This window comes from Pseudomonas sp. QTF5 (assembly GCF_000512695.2).
Taxonomy (GTDB): Bacteria; Pseudomonadota; Gammaproteobacteria; order Pseudomonadales; family Pseudomonadaceae; genus Aquipseudomonas.
Genome location: NZ_AZRW02000023.1, coordinates 1 through 17,673, shown reverse-complemented (window position 1 = coordinate 17,673; position 17,673 = coordinate 1). Strand labels below are relative to the sequence as shown.

Below are 17,673 nucleotides of genomic sequence, written 5' to 3'. Positions count from 1 at the left end.
CATTCACTGCCTGGAGCGTGATCGGTGACCGTCACGTCGAGCCCCTCTCTACAACCCTGCGTTCTGCGAATCCTCAACGGTCCGCTGCAAGGTTGCGAATTCCCGCTCAGTGAGCCGAGAACCTTGTTCATCGTGGCGCCCGTGGATTTGCTGGGAAAAGGCAGCGGAGCGATTAGCGTGCCGCCGGACGCGATCTATGTGCCGCTGGATCAAGGGGGATGTAATTTTGAAGTGCTGCTGGATGAGAGCGTGCAGGACGGTGCAACATTGCGGCTGCTTGATCAGCCATCGGACACTCGACATTGCCCGTTCCAACGCAGTGAGCAAGTCGGCGCCCTGTGCATCGGCTTGCGGCCTCACGACCAGCCGTGGGCGCCCGAACCTCTCGAGATACAGGCACCGACTTCCTTTCAACTAGCCACGCGTACCTGGCGCCGGACACCCCCTGCGAAATGGCTCGGTGGCGGCTTGGCGTTGTGTTTGCTGTTGACCACGGTGGGCATCCTGTCGATACCGGAACCGACACCGGAAACTGATATTCGTACCCTGATCAACGGCACCAGCGCGGACGTCGACGTGGTGCATGGGCGGGACGACACGGTCTACGTTTTTGCGTCTTCTGAACGTGATGCCGGCTGGAGCCGCCAGGTGTTGATGCGTAATAACTTGTTGCCCGGCAAGGTGCTGGTGAAGGATCAGGAACGTCGCCGGCTGGAAAAACTGCTGGTTGACCATGAGCCGCAGTTGGCCTGGCATTCTCTTGATCTCAAGGACCCCGCACAGCCGCGATTACTGTTGAGCGCCCAGCGCAATCTGCTCACGCCACCGTTGCAATCGAAACTGAGCGACGTTTTGCTCGAAGCCGCCCCCTATGCCCGGGAAGTGGCGGTGCAGATGCAGGATGACAATTTACTGGCGGACCTCGCCCAGGAAGGCCTGCAGCGCCTTTCGCTGCGGTTCAAGCGGGACGAGCACGGCGACAGCGTGACGTTTTCGATTGAAGGCAATTTGCAGGACGCCGAATTGACAGCCGCTCGACAATACATCGACGGCTTTACCCGGCAATGGGGCGATCGCTACGTGCACTTCGCTATCGAGCTCAAGGACGACTTGCTCAAGGGCAAGTCGTTTCAGATTGGCCCTCAGGGCTACATCAAGATGACGTCGTCGTCTTGGCATTTTCCCAACTGAACAGAGTAGGTGACCGATGTCTGGTATTGGTATTCCCATCACATTTCCCGATGATTTTCTCGGGCGTCAAGCGGCGGCGTTCGAGCTTGGTGCCGCGAATCTGAAGCTCGCGCTGGATGAAGCACTCGAGGACCTCAAGGGTGACGCATCGGATCCTGGAAAGTTGGCCGCTTATCAGGCTGCCTTTTCTTCCTACACGGTATTCCGTAATGCCCAGACCAACACGGTCAAGGGCTTCAAGGATATCGACATGGCCATCATCCAGGCCGCGCGCTGACTCTTCCCCTTTTGATCGGCCATTGGTTCACCCAATGGCCTTTTTCATGAGTGCATTGCATGTCTATCCAGAGCGTTTCCCATTCATTCATCGAGCCGACAGCCTTTGCGCAATTGCGTAGCCCGCAGGAAGCTCCGCCCATTTCGCTTGAAAGCCGATTGATCGACGCCTTCGCCAATTCAGCGGTGAGCAGCGGCCAGGAGGTATCGTCGATCAATCAACTGATGCAAAACCCTGATATCACCAGCCCCGAAATGCTGGCTCGGTTGCAGGAGCAGGTCGGGCAGTACAACGTCGACATCAATTTGCTCAACGTGCTGGTCCGTAAAGCCGTGAGCACGGCCGAAACCCTGTTGCGTGCGTCATGAAAGCCAGTGCGTTGCTCATGCTGGTGTGCGTGGCGCTGGTGGGTTGTCGTCAGCCGAGCCTGCTCGAAGGGCTGGATCAACAGCAGGCCAACGAAGTGCTGTCTGTGCTGCAACGCAACAATATCGCGGCAACGAAAGTCGACGCAGGCAAAACCGGCTATTCGGTGACCATCGATCAGATCGATTTTTCGGCCGCTGTCGACTTGCTCAACCTCTATTCGCTGCCTTCCAAGCCTCGAATTCAAGTGGCCGAGATGTTCCCCAGCGATTCGCTGGTGGCCTCGCCCAGGGCCGAAAAAGCCCGGCTCTACTCGGCGCTGGAGCAACGAATCGAACAATCGTTGAGTGTGCTTGAGGGGGTGGTGTCGGCGCGGGTGCATGTCAGTTATGACCTGGATGCCGGTGAGGGCGGGCGAAAGGCAGCGCCCATTCATCTGTCGGCGTTGGTCATTCATGAGCGGGATATCGAGCCGCAGTTGCTGATCACCGATATCAAGCGCTTTCTCAAAAACAGTTTTGCGGGCGTTGAGTACGACAATATTTCGGTCGTCCTGTCACAGCGCTCGCCGACACAGCATGTCGCGCCGTCGGTGTCCGCCACGCAGAGTGATTCGCGCTGGGTCTGGCTGCTGGCTTCGTTGACGGCAGTGCTGATGGCGGGCGGGGCGGCGCTGGCCTATCGGCAATCCAGAGGAGAGCGGCGTGACATCCTGCGCTGAGCGTCTGCGGCAAATTTTCTACGAGCCTCTTGATTATGTGCACCCGCAGCGTTTGCGCATACCGGAGGGGTTTGACGGTCCTGATGCACGGGATGCGCTTAACCGGATCCTGCTCGAAGGGTTCGGCGAGCACCGTTCATTGCCGGTCACACCACTGACACCCATTGCTGATTTGTGGGTCCGGCAATGGCGCCAATTACCCTATGTCGCCTGCTTGATGGGCGCCTGGCGACTTTCTGCGCAGTTGGCACGAGGCGCAGCGTGGCAGCAGTTGCCGATGTCGTTACGCAGATTCGCCAGTTGCAGGCCAGGGCCGCGCGCCGACGTGCCGCTTGAACTGTCGACGGCGCCAACGCAACAGGTCGAAGTCGCCGGCTTCAATTCACTGTCGGGTTTGTCCGAACACCTGCCGCCTCTGCTGTTGCAGCGGCTGTCGTTGCAATTCACTCCAGAGGTTGTCGGCCTGCACAAACAGTGGCCGGTGGCTGAACCCGATCCGGCTCTTTTCTTTTTGGCGGCACAGCATGCTCGATACCATCCGAACCCTGACTGACCTACCCGAGACGATGGAGGTGCGCATGGCCGCCGATGACATTGTCGCCGCGCGCCAGCGTCGCGTACTGCAACGTCAAGCCCGGCGCTGGGCGCGCGATTGTGTCGACCAGGCCCGGCGCGATGCCGATGCGGTTCGCGCCGAGGCTTTTCAGGAAGGCTATGCCGAGGGCATTTTGCGGGCGGCCGCCGATCTGGTGAACGGTTTGCTCGAAAAACAGACGCTGGGGCAGGCATTGCGCAACGAGCTCCTACAGGCGGCTCGCCATTTGTTGGGCGACGTTCTGAGTCGCGATGAGTGGCTGGAGGAAATGCTCGAACGCTGGCTGGCCGATCAGCCGGGCCAGGCCGAGGCGGTATTGCAGGTGCTGCTGCCGATGCGCTGCAAGCCTCGGGCAGACGAAATCCGGCAACGGTTGCAGGCGCTGTGGCCCGGTACGATTGCTGTGGAGTTTCACCCTGAGGAACGCTACCTGCTGCGCCTGGCCGACCAATTGCTCGAATTCGACACCGAAACGACCCGCCAACGCCTCGAGCCCGGATTGCTGTCGCGACTGACAACGTTGCCCGAATCGGTGCGCTCGCTCGATCAGGCATCCCTGCAACGACTGAATGACTTGTGTTCGGCCTTCGGCAAGCGTTCTACCGATGTCGCTGAAAAAGCTACAACGCAGGTGCGCCATGAAGATTGAACCGATGATGAGCGTTAACCGCCTTGATCAGAGGTCTGCGGTCGAGAGCCTTGAATCACGCGTGTTGCAGGCGTCTGGCAATGCGGCTGAGGTCAACGGCAGCAAGCGCCCGGACCCCGAATTCGATTCGCTTTATCAACAGCTCTTGGCGATGGAAGGGCAGGGCGAAAAGGCCATCTTCCTTTTCCTGAAGTCACAACTGAAACCCGATGGCACGCCCGTGTATCCAAACGCCAAGGCGATTATGGCCGTCACGCATAAACTGTTGCTCCGTTTGAAAGACGAGAACCTGGAAAAGTCGCTGCTCTACAAGGAAATCAGCGGCGCCAATGCCCGGGCTTTCAGCATCGAGATATTCATCTCAAGTTTTATGCGCGATGTGTTCCAGCCGATGGGCGACGATAGTTGGGAAAAGAGCGAGTGGTGAGGCTGGGTTGCGTCAAGCCAAAATAGCTTGGCGCACAACGCTGTATGAACTTACGCAGGTTTCGTTCGCTCATTGACGTACACGGCACCAAAGCGTCCCGCGAAAACCACTGCGGCGACCAGCGTGTTGACGATATGGTCTACATCAGCTTTGGAAATCGGCAGGGTCGAGAAGTACCGGGTTGCGGAGATGACAACGGCGATGATTGTTTCGCTCACCGAGGTCCGAATGGCATTGGTGGACAAGAATTGGTTGGCGACTTGTTCGGCGGTGGGTACCCGTGCAGACATGTTGATTCGAAAGCCTTTGCCCGTGTTTTCACCCTGGAGAGCGTGCATCAGTTCGCCGCCAATCACTTGGCTGGCAACATCGGCTCCGGCGTTGTAGGCACCACGTAGAAAATCATGTCCAACCACCAGAGCGAGGGATTCGACAATCTCGTTGCCCCGACTCTGGACGGTTGGATTTGGATCGGAGACTGTGTCGGTATTTTGTGCCAACCACACTGCTAGCTGAGCGGCGAAAGTCTGACGCTCGGTCGATGGGGGCTCTTTGCCCTGTGACATGACATAGCCCGGACCGGAATGGGGCGCGGTGTAGTTCATGCCTGTAAAGGCCAGAAACTGGAGAGCACTGTTCAGCACTCCGCTGGCGGCAGTGCCACCAAGGTTGGCTTTTGAGTTGTCAGTTATCGGCAAGAACAGGTTAACCAGGTCATTGGCGAAGCTGTAGAAAGCCATTTGCGTGCCGTAGGCGGCTAATGCTGGCATCGCCGCTGCCGGCGCTGACGCCGTCAATGCCAAAGCAGCCATCGACAAGGTGAGTGTGGCGATCCGGGCCAAGCGCGTTTGCTGATTGGCCGTACCGTTGCACTCGTCTCTTATTGCACCAAGGATGTTCAGCGCGGGGCCGATTGCCAGGGCGATTGCGCTCATCACATTGCGTGTCAGTGGTGCGGCGGCATTGGAGGACAAGGATTTTTCCAAAGCGAAGCCAATCAGTTGCCTGACGGTTGTGAGAGTGCCGATGACCAGGCCTGTGCGCAGGCCGGAAATCGTCAGGTTGCTGGCCCATCGTCCGAGATCACCTTCGAATTCGTTGCGTCCCAACTTGGCCAGGAGTTCGCCGAGTGAGTCAACGATTGTCTGGGCGCGGTGTAGTGCTGCGGAGACTGAAGACTCTTCATTTTCTTCGGACTTCGGGAGCCCGATGTTCAGGACGTGTTCTGCCAGAGATCCGGGAGTCGCAGTCTCTCTCGCTGCGTCGAGATTAGCTTGAACAAGGTGCGCAATGGTCAGTGCAATCTCGCGTTCGGTATTATTGACAGGAGTCTCTGTAATGACACCTTTCAGTATTTCACCTGCATCCTCGAGCATAATTCTTGTGTCATCGGAACGCAGTTCAGTGACATGTTCGCCGGGCACATTTTGACTCAGGGTCTCGGCGATTGTCTGAGAATAGGCACAGCCTTCCATTTCCAAAATTATGTGATCTGGGCGGGCTGGAGGGGCGGAACTGACGGCATTTCCATGAAGTTGGAGTGTTGGTGGCGGTGATGAGGAAATTTGCATTGCGTTGTCTTCCATCGGCGCTGCGTCAGTGCAGTCGAATCGATCATTCACCCGCCCTCCAGCTGCGACTATCAAAAAACGCTCCGACAGGCATCGCCGATCGGGGGAATAAATCCCTTGGTTCTCGCCGCTGACTCTCCACACGGCTATAATCGCCGCCACTTTTCATTGCCCAGAGTCAAACCCGCCCATGTACACCCTGGCCCGTCAGCTGTTGTTCAAACTTTCCCCGGAAACCTCCCACGATCTGTCCCTGGACCTGATCGGCGCGGGCGGACGTTTGGGCCTCAACGGTTTGCTGTGCAAGGCACCGGCGAAAATGCCGGTGACGGTCATGGGCCTGGAGTTCCCGAACCCGGTGGGTCTGGCGGCCGGTCTGGACAAGAACGGCGCGGCGATCGACGGTTTTGCCCAGTTGGGTTTCGGTTTCGTCGAAATCGGCACCATCACACCGCGTCCGCAACCAGGCAACCCGAAACCACGGATTTTCCGCTTGCCGGATGCCGAGGCGATCATCAACCGCATGGGCTTCAACAACCACGGCGTCGATCACTTGCTCGCTCGCGTGGCGGCAGCCAAGTACAAGGGCGTGCTGGGCATCAACATCGGCAAGAATTTCGATACGCCGGTTGAACGTGCGGTCGATGATTACCTGATCTGCCTGGACAAGGTCTATGCCCACGCCAGCTATGTGACGGTCAACGTCAGTTCGCCCAACACCCCGGGCCTGCGCAGCCTGCAATTCGGCGATTCGCTCAAGCAATTGCTCGCCGACCTGGCCACCCGCCGGGCGGAACTGGCCCTGCATCACGGCAAACATGTTCCGCTGGCGATCAAGATCGCGCCGGACATGACCGACGAAGAAACCGCTCAAGTCGCCCAAGCGCTGATCGAAACCGGGATGGATGCGGTGATCGCCACCAACACCACCCTGAGCCGCGTTGGCGTCGAAGGCATGGAACATGGTGACGAGGCGGGTGGATTGTCCGGCGCGCCGGTTCGCGACAAGAGCACTCACACGGTGAAGGTGCTGGCGGCGGAACTGGCCGGTCGCTTGCCGATCATCGCCGTGGGCGGCATCACCGAAGGCAAGCACGCGGCTGAGAAAATCGCTGCGGGTGCGAGTTTGGTGCAGCTCTACTCCGGCTTCATCTACAAAGGCCCGGCGTTGATTCGTGAATCGGTGGATGCAATCGCCGCGCTGCGCTGAACCCTGTGGGAGCGGGCTTGCTCGCGAAAGCGTTGGGTCAGTCAACATCATTCTTGAATGTTAAATCGCTTTCGCGAGCAAGCCCGCTCCCACAGGTAATGTGTTTGCAGCTCGAGGTTGAGTTTTATGCAGGCATAAAAAAGGGCTCCTCGAAGGAGCCCCTGGGCCGAAGCCCGCCGTCCGGATGGGACGTGCGTGGTTAAGTCGTTGCGTAATCAGATTGTCGTGTCGTGTCGGAGTGTGTGCCCTGTATTAGCCGACGGCGTGAAGTTCGTTGAGTCTGTGGATGCCCGCAGTGCCGGTCATACCGTCCCAGTTGTCGCCGCGTCCTTCTCGCCAGCCATTGATCCAGGCTTGGCGTACCGACGGTAGAGTAAAAGGGCAAAGCTCACGGGATTTACCACCAACGCCATATTGATATCCGCGCAAAAATGCTCTTTCCAACGGATCACGCTTAAGTCTTCTCATAGGGTGTTGCCCTCACTTGTTGACTGTATTTATCGCGTCGACCTCAATCGAGGTCAGGCAGAAAAATTCTGCCGTTGGTGGCTCGCTGCCGGCGTCGCGAGCCAAGGTGTTGACGCCGTTGCGACGTCAACCTGAGTTGAGTTCTAACCAATGCGTCACATCGAGGGAATGATCGTTTTGTCATAAGAACGTAACCATAAAGATGCTATGGCCATAAGTAACACGATATTTGTCCCGTGTTTATTGGCCAAACCCCGGTATGATCGGCCCTGCGCGGGATGAGAGGGGTGAGGCCTTTAACGAGAATGACACCCGTTCACTTGGGGACTATTCGACGAAGGGTCGACTTATGACATTTTGTTGCATCAACTTTTTTATCTGCCCTGGCATCTAAGCTCTTTTAACCCGAGCAGTCAGGGTGGGACGGCACACCTTCGTGCCACGCGGGCGTTCTGTTAGAAAAACGCCTGATTGAAAACCGGATCGGCAATGCGTTGCCGATTCACTTAGCTAAAGGCTCTGGAATTACCATGTCCGATCGTTTCGAACTCTTCCTCACTTGCCCCAAAGGCCTTGAAGGCCTGCTTATCGAGGAAGCCGTCGGGCTTGGCCTTGAGGAAGCACGTGAGCACACCTCGGCTGTGCGCGGCATGGCCACCATGGAAACCGCCTATCGCCTGTGCCTGTGGTCGCGTCTGGCGAACCGCGTGCTGCTGGTGCTCAAGCGCTTCCCGATGAAGGACGCCGAAAACCTTTACCACGGCGTGCTGGATATCGAGTGGCAAGACCACATGCTCAGCGATGGCACTCTGGCCGTCGAATTCAGCGGTCACGGTTCGGGCATCGACAACACACACTTTGGCGCCCTGAAAGTCAAAGACGCCATCGTCGACAAACTGCGCACCCCGCAGGGCGACCGTCCGTCGATCGACAAGCTTAACCCGGACCTGCGCATTCACCTGCGCCTGGACCGTGGCGAAGCGATTCTGTCCCTCGATCTTTCCGGTCACAGCCTGCACCAGCGTGGTTATCGCTTGCAGCAAGGCGCGGCGCCGCTGAAAGAAAACCTCGCGGCAGCGATTCTGATCCGTGCCGGCTGGCCACGGATTGCAGCCGATGGCGGCGCCCTGGCTGACCCGATGTGCGGTGTCGGTACGTTCCTGGTCGAAGCCGCTATGATCGCCGCCGACATGGCGCCGAACCTGCGCCGTGAGCAATGGGGCTTCACCGCCTGGCTCGGTCATGTGCCGGCGCTGTGGAAAAAACTTCACGAAGAAGCCTCCGAGCGCGCCGCGGCCGGCCTGGCCAAGCCCCCACTGTGGATTCGCGGTTACGAAGCTGACCCGCGCCTGATTCAGCCGGGCCGCAATAACGTTGAACGTGCCGGCCTGAGCGAGTGGATCAAGATCTACCAGGGCGAAGTCGCGACGTTCGAGCCGCGCCCGGACCAGAACCAGAAAGGCCTGGTGATCTGCAACCCTCCCTACGGCGAGCGTCTGGGCGATGAGGCGAGCCTGCTCTACCTCTACCAGAACCTCGGCGAGCGCCTGCGACAGGCGTGCCTGAACTGGGAAGCGGCGGTGTTCACCGGCGCCCCGGACCTGGGCAAACGCATGGGCATCCGCAGCCACAAACAGTACTCGTTCTGGAACGGTGCCTTGCCGTGCAAATTGCTGCTGATCAAGGTCACGCCGGACCAGTTCGTCACTGGCGAGCGTCGCACCCCGGAACAGCGTCAGATCGAGCGCGAACAGGCCGAGTCCGATGCGCCGTCGAACATCGAAGCGCCGGGCAAGTACGAGAAGTACAACAAGAACGGCAACCCGATCAAACCGGCACCGGTGGTGATCGAGCAGCCGCGCTTGAGCGAAGGCGGGCAGATGTTTGCCAACCGCCTGCAAAAAAACCTCAAGGCGCTGGGCAAGTGGGTCAAGCGTGAAGGCATCGACTGTTACCGCGTCTACGATGCCGACATGCCGGAATATTCCATGGCCATCGACCTGTATCACGACTGGGTCCACGTCCAGGAATACGTCGCACCGAAATCCATCGACCCGGAAAAAGCCTCGGCGCGGATGTTCGATGCCCTGGCGGCGATCCCGCAGGCGTTGAACATCGACAAGAACCGCGTGGTGGTCAAGCGTCGCGAGCGTCAGAGCGGCACCAAGCAGTACGAGCGTCAGAGCGCGCAGGGCAAGTTCAACGAGGTCAACGAAGGCGGCGTGAAGCTGCTGGTGAACCTCACCGACTACCTCGACACCGGGCTGTTTCTCGACCACCGGCCGATGCGCATGCGGATTCAGAAAGAGGCGGCTGGCAAGCGCTTCCTCAACCTGTATTGCTACACCGCGACCGCCAGCGTGCATGCGGCCAAGGGCGGTGCGCGCAGCACCACCAGCGTCGACCTGTCGAAAACGTATCTGGATTGGGCGCGTCGCAACCTGTCGCTGAACGGTTTCTCCGACAAAAACCGTCTGGAGCAGGGCGACGTGATGGCCTGGCTCGATGCCTGCCGTGACGAATACGACCTGATCTTCATCGACCCGCCGACCTTCTCCAACTCCAAGCGCATGGAAGGGATCTTCGACGTGCAACGTGACCAGGTGCAGTTGATCGATCTGGCCATGGCACGCCTGGCGCCGGGCGGGGTGTTGTATTTCTCCAACAACTTCCGCAAGTTCGAGCTGGAGCCGAATCTCGGCGAGCGCTATGCGGTCGAGGAGATCACTGGGCAGACCATCGATCCGGATTTTTCCCGTAACGCCAAGATCCATCGCGCCTGGAAAATAACGGCCCGTTGACCCCCGTATCTGTAGGAGCGAGCTTGCTCGCGATGAACCTGAAAGCGCCGCGTGTTTCCAGAAAGCACGCGTTATCGTTATCGACCATCGCGAGCGAGCTCGCTCCTACAGTGCTGGTCAAATTAGTGGCTAATAGCTATAACTCCATTCATGGCCAATGGGCTTTTCCGGCACTTGGCATTTTGAGTTGTTTTTATGTCGTTGCACGCCGTGCGCCCCAAGATCCTGGGTTTTATCCGCGAAGATGTTTCGGCCGGGCTGGTCGCGCTGCTGGTATTACTCGTCGGCGGGATTCTCACGGGATTGCTGGCCTGGGCAACGTTCAATCAGTTTCATCAGCAATTGCGGCAACGTTTCCAACTGCTCGCCAGTGAACGTTACAGCCGTATCGAAGAACGTTTCGAAGATCAGGAGCAGCGCCTCGGCGGCCTGCGCCGGTTCTTTGTCTATTCCGGGACGGTGTCCCGCGAAGAATTCGACGGTTACACCAAGCCTCTTTTGCGTCGCACCCAGGCCTATTCCTGGGCGCCACGGGTTTCCCGCGCTGAACGACCTCTACTTGAGCGCGCGGTGCTTGAAGAGGGTTTGAGCAATTTCACCTTTCGCGAACTCAACGCCGATGGCCAGTGGCAGCCGGCCGCGGAACGGAACGAGTACGTGCCGGTGCTTTATACCCAAACCCAGAGCCGACTGCCCACACCGCTGGGTTATGACCTGCTGGCGCAACCCCTGCGCCGCTCGACTCTGGAGCGAGCCGATCGCAGTGGCAGCATGGTCGTGTCGCAACCGTTGCATCTGGTAGGCGTCGAGCCCGCCTATTCGCGGGGTGTATTGCTGGTGGCGCCGGTCAACCATCAGAACCTCCCGAGTGCCGCGCCCGCCGGGTACGTCATGGCGGTGATCAGCATGCGTCAGCTGCTGGCGGACGGGCTGCCGGAGGAGAATCACGACTCTCTCTCGGTGCGAATCCTCGACTTGTCCACCGATGATCAGCACGAAGTGTTGTACGAGTCGACCAACACGGCGGGGGCCAGTGACTTGTCCTCCACGCGATTACTGCGTCTGGCCGACCACGATTATCAAGTGGACATGCGCCCAAGCGCCGCGTTCCTGAACGCTAACCATTCCTCGGTAGCCAGCCTGGTGGTGCTCGGCGGTTTGCTCAGTCTGTTGCTCAGTGTGTTGCTCTATGTGTTGGTCAGCCAGCGCCAGCGGGCGCTGAAGATGGTGGAGCAGCGGACCCAGGAACTTCACGACCGCGAGCAAGAGTTGCGCGGCACCCATGGGCAGTTGCGCGGTGTGCTGGATGCCGCGACTCAGGTGGCGATCATTGCCACTGACTTGCGCGGGATTATCAGCACCTTCAATGCCGGTGCAGAGCAAATGCTCGGTTACTCCAGTGCGCAGGCCGTGGGCCACATGACCCTGGAAAATCTGCACCTGCCCCGGGAGCTTGAAGCGCGCTCGGCGGAGTTGAGCGCGCGCTATGGCAAGCCGATCCCGACGTGTCAGGCGATGTTGGTCGAAGGCGGGGAAGAGGGCGGTCACGAAGCCCGGGAGTGGACCCTGGTCCGTCACGACGGCAGCCATTTGCCGGTGAACATGCTGGCGACCCCGGTCCTCGACGAGGAAGGCTTGTGGGTCGGGCACCTGGCGATCTGTATCGACATCACCGAGCGCAAGCGCGTCCACGAGGCTCTGGCGGCACGGGACCTGTTATTGAAGAAGCTCAGCGCTCATGTGCCCGGCGGGATTTACCAGTTCAAGATGGAATTCGATGGGCGCTTCAGCGTGATCTACGCCAGCGACGGTATCCGCGAAATCTACGAACTTGAGCCGGACGTGCTGTTGCACAACGCCGAGGCGGTGTTCGCGCGGATTCATCCTCAGGATGCGCGCCGGGTCCGCGCGTCGATCCAGGCATCGGCGAACACCCTCAGCCCCTGGCGCGAGGAATACCGCGTGCAATTACCCCGGCGTGGTTCGCGCTGGGTCCGCGGTGAAGCGACTCCGGAGGAGCTGCCCGGCGGCGGTGTGCTCTGGCATGGCTACATTTCGGACATCTCCGACCTCAAGCGCGTGGAGGAGGAATTGCGCGCACTGTCGGTGACCGACTCCCTGACCGGAATCCATAACCGTCGCTATTTCCAGGAGCGCCTGACCACCGAAATGGCCCGGGTCGAGCGCGGCGGTGGGGAGTTGTCGGTGATCATGCTCGACATCGATCACTTCAAGCGCATCAATGACCAGCACGGTCATGCCGTGGGCGATCGGGTTTTGCAGGCCGTGTGCGAGCGCATTGGCGGTCGCCTGCGGCGCACTGATGTGTTTTGTCGCCTGGGGGGCGAAGAGTTCATGGTGCTCTGTCCGGATATCGACGGCATACAGGCTCATGTGCTGGCCGTGGAGTTGTGGCAAGGGTTGCGCAGTGCGCCGATCGACGAGGTCGGGATCGTCACCGCGAGTTTCGGGATTGCCAGTTGGAAGGCCGGGGAGGGCGCGGATGCGCTGCTGTTGCGGGCGGACTCAGGGGTGTATGCGGCGAAGCAGGCGGGAAGGGATCGGGTTGAGGGGCAGATGAGTTAAGCCGGGCCGCATGTAAACCCTGTGGACTGATCGCAATGCTGTGCTTTGACCCCAATCAATGTGGGAGCGGGCTTGCTCGCGAAAGCGGTGTGTCAGGCAACATTAATGTCGACTGACACGCCCTCTTCGCGAGCAAGCCCGCTCCCACATTATTTGATCTCCAGTGTCTGGACGATCGGGTTACAACACCGAAGCCGTAGTCGGCAGTTTCGGCTGGCGATACAGATCCAGCAGCACCTGATCCAGCACCGAGGAGGCGCCAAATGGTGCCTTGTCGTTGAGGATTGCCACCACCGCCCAGGTATTGCCATTGATGTCGCGGCTGTAGCCGGAGATGGCGCGCACGGTGTTCAGGGTGCCGGTCTTGACGTGGGCTTCACCGCGCATCGCGGTGGTCTTCAGGCGTTTGCGCATGGTGCCATCGGTGCCGGCAATCGGCATCGAGCTGATGAACTCGGCAGAGTACGGGCTGCGCCAGGCGGCTTGCAGCATCGCGGCCATTTCACGCGCACTCACTCGCTCGGCACGGGACAGACCGGAGCCGTTCTCCATCACCAGGTGCGGCGCCGTGATGCCTTTCTTTGCCAGCCACTGGCGCACCACGCGTTGGGCGGCCTTGGCGTCGTCACCATCGGCATCGGTGCGGAACTTCTGGCCCAGGCTCAGGAACAACTGCTGAGCCATGGTGTTGTTACTGTATTTGTTGATGTCGCGAATGATTTCCGCCAGATCTGGCGAGTAGGCCCGGGCCAGTACCTTGGCGTTGCTCGGCGTCGGTGCCAGACGATCCTGGCCCTGGATGCTGCCGCCCAGTTCCTTCCAGATCGCCCGCACGGCCCCGGCGGTGTAAGTCGCGTGGTCGAGCAGCGACAGGTAGGTCTGGGAACTGCAACCTTCGCCCAACTGGCCACCAACGGTCACGGTGACGCTGCCATCAGCCTGGGGCACCGGGTTGTAACGCACGCCACCGGTGCATTGCTTGGAATTGAGCGCCTTGACCTGATTGTCGATGCGGATGCTGGCAATCGGCGGCTCGACCGATACCAGGACCTTGCCCGAGTCGTTGCGAGCGACGAAGCGCAAGGCCTTGAGGTTGACCAGCAGCGCGTCGGGTTTGACCAGGAACGGTTTGTTCTCGTCATTGCCGTCGTCATTGAATTCGGGCAGTTGCGGTTGCATGAAGAAGCCGCGGTCCAGCACCAGATCACCGGTGACCTGGGTTACACCGTTGGCGCGCAAATCGCGCATCAGCAGCCAGAGTTTTTCCATGTTCAGCTTCGGATCGCCGCCACCCTTGAGGTAGAGGTTGCCGTTGAGGATGCCACCGCTGAGGGTGCCGTCGGTGTAGAACTCGGTTTTCCACTGATGGTTCGGGCCGAGCATTTCCAGCGCGGCATACGTGGTCACCAGCTTCATGGTCGAGGCCGGGTTAACCGAAACGTCCGCGTTATGAATGGTTGGGGTGCCCGGGCCGTTGAGCGGGATCATCACCAGCGACAGGGCACTGTCTTGCAGTTTGCTGGCCTTGAGGGCCTTTTCGACGTTGGGCGACAGGGCGGTGTTGATCGAAGCGGCGGAAACGGGGAGGGCCAGGGGCAGAAGAAGACTGGCCAGCAGCAATGGACGCAAAGATTTGATCATCTGAAATAAAACCCTACAGCCGAGGGGAAAAAAGACGAGGGCATGGAGATAAATTCCCTCAGCGGTCATGAAAGTGTCGGCATTATGCCCCAAGGTGTAGCGGCTTGTGCCGTACCCCGGTCGTCTAATCCGCTATTTTTTTACCGACGGTAGGTGTAGCGGTGTTCCGAGGCGGGCAATCGGCGCCTTAAACTGCTAAAGTGCTGCCCGTTATTACTTATGAGGATTGTTCCAATGGCGACTAACCGTTCCCAGCGTCTGCGCAAAAAACTGTGCGTCGATGAATTTCAAGAGCTGGGTTTCGAACTGAACCTGGATTTCAAAGAAGATTTGGCTGATGAAGCCATTGATGCTTTCCTCGACGCGTTCCTGAAAGAAGCCATGGAAGCCAACGGTCTGGGCTATGTTGGCGGCGACGACTTCGGTCTGGTTTGCCTGCAGAAGCGTGGCTCGGTCTCCGAAGAGCAGCGTGCCGCTGTTGAAGCCTGGCTCAAAGGCCGCAGCGAACTGACCGAAGCAACCGTCAGCCCGCTGATCGACGTCTGGTACCCGGAAAAGCCGATCAATCCGGTAGCTTGATGTTCTAAAAAACGGCGACCCAAGGGTCGCCGTTTTTTTGTTTCAGGCCTTGCGCCAGTTCAGAATCACCAACGTCAACACCCCCGCCACAATCCCCCAGAACGCCGAACCGATGGAAAACAGCGTCAGCCCCGACGCCGTCACCATAAAGGTGATCAGCGCTGCTTCCCGTTCCTGCACTTGCGCCATGGCAATGCTCAACCCATTGATGATCGAGCCGAACAGCGCCAGCGCGGCAATCGACAGCACCAACTCTTTAGGCAATGCGGCAAACAACGCCGCCAGCGTCGCGCCGAATACCCCGGCAATCCCGTAGAAAATCCCGCACCAGACAGCGGCGGTGTAGCGCTTGTTGCGATCTTCATGGGCATGCGGGCCGGTGCAGATTGCCGCGCTGATGGCGGCCAGGTTGATCCCATGGGAGCCGAACGGCGCCAACAACAACGAGGCAATGCCGGTGGTGGTGATCAGTGGCGAGGCCGGCACGTTGTAGCCATCGGCGCGCAATACGGCGATGCCCGGCATGTTCTGCGACGTCATCGCCACCACGAACAGCGGAATGCCGATGCTGATGGTCGCGGCCAGGGAAAAGTGCGGCGTGGTCCAGACCGGCGTCGCGACTTCCAGATGGAAGCCACTGAAATCCAGCAGCCCCATGAACCCTGACAGTGCGGTGCCGATCAACAGCGCGGCGAGCACGGCGTAGCGCGGTGACAGGCGTTTGACCACCAGATAGGTGAAGAACATCCCCAGGACCAGCGCAGTGCGGTGCTGGGCGGCGACAAAAATCTCGCTGCCGATCTTGAACAGAATTCCCGCCAGCAACGCTGCTGCCAATGAGGCAGGAATCTTTTTCACCAGTCGTTCGAAACTGCCGGTCAGGCCGCAAATGGTCACCAGCACCGCGCAAGTAATATAGGCGCCAATGGCCTCGCCATAGCTGACCCCGCCCAGGCTGGTGATCAGCAACGCCGCGCCGGGGGTCGACCAGGCGATGGTGATCGGCGTGCGGTAGCGCAGGGACAAGCCGATCGAGCACACCGCCATGCCAATGGAGATCGCCCAGATCCACGACGAAATCTGCCCGCTAGTCAGGCCCGCCGCTTGCCCGGCCTGGAACATCAGCACCAGTGAACTGGTGTAGCCGGTCATCATGGCGATGAACCCGGCGACGATGGCCGAGGGTGACGTGTCAGTCAGGGGGCGAAGCTGCGTGTGCGTGGCGTCGGTCATGACAGCGGTGTTCCTTGTTCTGATAAAGATGTCCGTAGCCGCTGAACCTTGTAGGAGCGAGGCTTGCCCTNGGCGACATCAATGTTGACTATGCCGCCGTCTTCGCGAGCAAGCCCGCTCCCACAGGTTTCGCACTTAACTGACTGGCATTAAGGCTTGCCCGCGAAAGCGTAGAGTCAGTCGATATCAATGTTGAATGACACGACGCCTTCGCGGGCAAGCCTCGCTCCTACAGGGATTGTGTTCAGGCTGCGGATTCTGTGTTCAAGCCTAAACTGAAAAGTAACCGGTCGTTGCAATACAGCGAGGGCGACAAACAGCCGTACAGTCGTGTTGCCACCTGCCATTGTGTACAATCACGGTGTTTTTTACGCGATACTTGCCAGCGACCCACTGTGCCGTATTACAGTCACGGTCAATTCGCCGCAGTTCTCCCGACTCGAGTGCCCATGAACGAACAGTTGCAACCCCTCAAGAAACAACCGCGAGCAGGCAAAGCCGGCCGTAGCGGTACCCAGGACGATATTGTCTACGCGCATATCTTCGAGGCCATCCTCGAACAGCGTCTGGCGCCCGGCACCAAGTTGAGCGAAGAAGCGCTGGGGGAAATTTTCGGGGTCAGCCGCACCATCATTCGCCGCGCGCTGTCGCGTCTGGCCCATGAAAGCGTGGTGTTGCTGCGACCGAATCGCGGTGCGGTCGTCGCCAGCCCGAGTGTCGAAGAGGCCCGTCAGGTGTTTCTGGCGCGGCGTCTGGTGGAGCGGGCGATCACTGAATTGGCGGTTCAGCACGCCACCGCCGAGCAACTTCTCGAACTGCGGCAGATGGTCAACGACGAGCGCGACAGCTTTTCCCGTGGTGATCGTGGTGCCGGTATCCGTCTGTCCGGCGAGTTCCATTTGAAACTGGCCGAAGCGGCGAAAAACGCACCGCTGATCAGCTTCCAGCGCAGCCTGGTGTCGCAGACTTCGTTGATCATCGCCCAGTACGAGAGCGGCAACCGTTCCCACTGTTCTTATGATGAACACACTCAGTTGATCGACGCGATCGAAGCGCGGGACGCGACGCTGGCGGTGGACCTGATGATGCATCACATGGACCACATCGACAGCAAGCTCAACCTCGACGAAGAAAGTGCGTCGGATGATTTGCATGCGGTGTTTTCGCATTTGTTGCAGACCAAAAAGCCTGGGCGGCCAGCGGTCAAGCTCTGATACCGCAGTGCGCCCTTCGCGAGCAAGCCCGCTCCCACATTAGATCTGTGGCATACACAAATATCGTGTTCACGGAGATCTAATAATGAAATGGCTACCCCCGCCGCCCCCTGCGATCGCCCACTAAGCTTTCGCAGGGGGCTC

The 17,673-nt window shown here is 59.3% G+C and carries 16 protein-coding genes; 12 read left to right on the top strand and 4 right to left on the bottom strand.

The features are described 5' to 3' along the window. Positions 1-24: 24 nt before the first annotated feature. From IC37_RS18170 to IC37_RS18140, 7 genes are read left to right on the top strand one after another with little or no spacing between them, the layout of a single operon-like run. Positions 25-1,191 (top strand): PrgH/EprH family type III secretion apparatus protein, encoded by a 1,167-nt coding sequence (locus IC37_RS18170; RefSeq protein ID WP_030127899.1) that lies wholly within the window; start codon positions 25-27, stop codon positions 1,189-1,191. Between the two features lie 16 nt (positions 1,192-1,207). Beyond that, positions 1,208-1,468 carry a type III secretion system needle filament subunit SctF gene (gene sctF / locus IC37_RS18165; protein WP_030127898.1) on the top strand — a complete coding sequence of 87 codons (261 nt, stop codon included), beginning with the start codon at positions 1,208-1,210 and terminating at the stop codon, positions 1,466-1,468. A gap of 59 nt (positions 1,469-1,527) precedes the next feature. Continuing rightward, complete coding sequence (gene sctI / locus IC37_RS18160; RefSeq protein ID WP_030127897.1) at positions 1,528-1,836, top strand: type III secretion system inner rod subunit SctI; 309 nt, start codon at positions 1,528-1,530, stop codon at positions 1,834-1,836. Further along, on the top strand, positions 1,833-2,555 hold the full coding sequence (locus tag IC37_RS18155; protein WP_030127896.1) for an EscJ/YscJ/HrcJ family type III secretion inner membrane ring protein: 723 nt from the start codon (positions 1,833-1,835) through the stop codon (positions 2,553-2,555). The genes sctI and IC37_RS18155 overlap by 4 nt, the downstream gene beginning before the upstream one ends. Then, positions 2,539-3,108: a secretion system protein gene (locus IC37_RS18150; RefSeq protein ID WP_030127895.1), complete on the top strand. Its 570-nt coding sequence runs from the start codon at positions 2,539-2,541 to the stop codon at positions 3,106-3,108. The genes IC37_RS18155 and IC37_RS18150 overlap by 17 nt, the downstream gene beginning before the upstream one ends. Beyond that, complete coding sequence (locus IC37_RS18145; RefSeq protein WP_030127894.1) at positions 3,080-3,799, top strand: oxygen-regulated invasion protein; 720 nt, start codon at positions 3,080-3,082, stop codon at positions 3,797-3,799. Before IC37_RS18150 ends, IC37_RS18145 begins: the two co-directional genes overlap by 29 nt. Continuing rightward, positions 3,789-4,226, top strand: a complete 438-nt coding sequence (locus IC37_RS18140) for a hypothetical protein (protein WP_030127893.1) — start codon at positions 3,789-3,791, stop codon at positions 4,224-4,226. Before IC37_RS18145 ends, IC37_RS18140 begins: the two co-directional genes overlap by 11 nt. Positions 4,227-4,276: 50 nt before the next feature. On the opposite strand, the gene IC37_RS18135 is transcribed toward IC37_RS18140, so the two are convergent. Next, entirely contained in the window at positions 4,277-5,848 is a 1,572-nt protein-coding gene (locus IC37_RS18135; protein ID WP_143519217.1) for a hypothetical protein, read from the bottom strand. A 139-nt stretch (positions 5,849-5,987) separates the two neighbouring features. Here IC37_RS18135 and IC37_RS18130 point away from each other — a divergent pair, with 139 nt between their 5' ends. Continuing rightward, complete coding sequence (locus tag IC37_RS18130) at positions 5,988-7,007, top strand: quinone-dependent dihydroorotate dehydrogenase (protein ID WP_030127891.1); 1,020 nt, start codon at positions 5,988-5,990, stop codon at positions 7,005-7,007. Between the two features lie 252 nt (positions 7,008-7,259). On the opposite strand, the gene rmf is transcribed toward IC37_RS18130, so the two are convergent. Further along, on the bottom strand, positions 7,260-7,475 hold the full coding sequence (gene rmf / locus IC37_RS18125; RefSeq protein ID WP_003223300.1) for a ribosome modulation factor: 216 nt from the start codon (positions 7,473-7,475) through the stop codon (positions 7,260-7,262). A 530-nt stretch (positions 7,476-8,005) separates the two neighbouring features. On the opposite strand from rmf, the gene rlmKL reads away from it, so the two are divergent. Beyond that, positions 8,006-10,276, top strand: a complete 2,271-nt coding sequence (rlmKL, locus tag IC37_RS18120) for a bifunctional 23S rRNA (guanine(2069)-N(7))-methyltransferase RlmK/23S rRNA (guanine(2445)-N(2))-methyltransferase RlmL (RefSeq protein WP_030127890.1) — start codon at positions 8,006-8,008, stop codon at positions 10,274-10,276. Positions 10,277-10,471: 195 nt separating this feature from the next. Next, a complete protein-coding gene (locus IC37_RS18115; RefSeq protein WP_030127889.1) occupies positions 10,472-12,862 on the top strand; it encodes a GGDEF domain-containing protein in 2,391 nt (796 codons plus the stop codon). Positions 12,863-13,042: 180 nt separating this feature from the next. Here IC37_RS18115 and dacB read toward each other — a convergent pair whose 3' ends face one another. Further along, on the bottom strand, positions 13,043-14,503 hold the full coding sequence (dacB, locus tag IC37_RS18110) for a D-alanyl-D-alanine carboxypeptidase/D-alanyl-D-alanine-endopeptidase (RefSeq protein WP_030127888.1): 1,461 nt from the start codon (positions 14,501-14,503) through the stop codon (positions 13,043-13,045). 234 nt (positions 14,504-14,737) lie between these two features. Between dacB and IC37_RS18105 the strand changes: the two genes are divergently transcribed. Next, the gene (locus tag IC37_RS18105) at positions 14,738-15,082 is read left to right on the top strand and encodes a YggL family protein (protein WP_007896965.1); all 345 of its coding nucleotides are present in this window, start codon (positions 14,738-14,740) and stop codon (positions 15,080-15,082) included. Between the two features lie 42 nt (positions 15,083-15,124). Here IC37_RS18105 and IC37_RS18100 read toward each other — a convergent pair whose 3' ends face one another. After that, positions 15,125-16,315, bottom strand: coding sequence for a benzoate/H(+) symporter BenE family transporter (locus tag IC37_RS18100; protein ID WP_030127887.1), 1,191 nt, complete (start codon positions 16,313-16,315; stop codon positions 15,125-15,127). 449 nt (positions 16,316-16,764) lie between these two features. Between IC37_RS18100 and IC37_RS18095 the strand changes: the two genes are divergently transcribed. Then, the gene (locus IC37_RS18095) at positions 16,765-17,529 is read left to right on the top strand and encodes a GntR family transcriptional regulator (RefSeq protein ID WP_030127886.1); all 765 of its coding nucleotides are present in this window, start codon (positions 16,765-16,767) and stop codon (positions 17,527-17,529) included. Positions 17,530-17,673 lie beyond the last annotated feature (144 nt).

Coding starts and splice junctions, on each gene's coding strand:
- sctF (WP_030127898.1), top strand. CDS start 1,208: ATGTCTGGTATTGGTATTCCCATCACATTTCCCGATGATTTTCTCGGG.
- sctI (WP_030127897.1), top strand. CDS start 1,528: ATGTCTATCCAGAGCGTTTCCCATTCATTCATCGAGCCGACAGCCTTT.
- IC37_RS18155 (WP_030127896.1), top strand. CDS start 1,833: ATGAAAGCCAGTGCGTTGCTCATGCTGGTGTGCGTGGCGCTGGTGGGT.
- IC37_RS18145 (WP_030127894.1), top strand. CDS start 3,080: ATGCTCGATACCATCCGAACCCTGACTGACCTACCCGAGACGATGGAG.
- IC37_RS18140 (WP_030127893.1), top strand. CDS start 3,789: ATGAAGATTGAACCGATGATGAGCGTTAACCGCCTTGATCAGAGGTCT.
- IC37_RS18130 (WP_030127891.1), top strand. CDS start 5,988: ATGTACACCCTGGCCCGTCAGCTGTTGTTCAAACTTTCCCCGGAAACC.
- rmf (WP_003223300.1), bottom strand. CDS start 7,475: ATGAGAAGACTTAAGCGTGATCCGTTGGAAAGAGCATTTTTGCGCGGA.
- rlmKL (WP_030127890.1), top strand. CDS start 8,006: ATGTCCGATCGTTTCGAACTCTTCCTCACTTGCCCCAAAGGCCTTGAA.
- IC37_RS18115 (WP_030127889.1), top strand. CDS start 10,472: ATGTCGTTGCACGCCGTGCGCCCCAAGATCCTGGGTTTTATCCGCGAA.
- dacB (WP_030127888.1), bottom strand. CDS start 14,503: ATGATCAAATCTTTGCGTCCATTGCTGCTGGCCAGTCTTCTTCTGCCC.
- IC37_RS18105 (WP_007896965.1), top strand. CDS start 14,738: ATGGCGACTAACCGTTCCCAGCGTCTGCGCAAAAAACTGTGCGTCGAT.
- IC37_RS18100 (WP_030127887.1), bottom strand. CDS start 16,315: ATGACCGACGCCACGCACACGCAGCTTCGCCCCCTGACTGACACGTCA.
- IC37_RS18095 (WP_030127886.1), top strand. CDS start 16,765: ATGAACGAACAGTTGCAACCCCTCAAGAAACAACCGCGAGCAGGCAAA.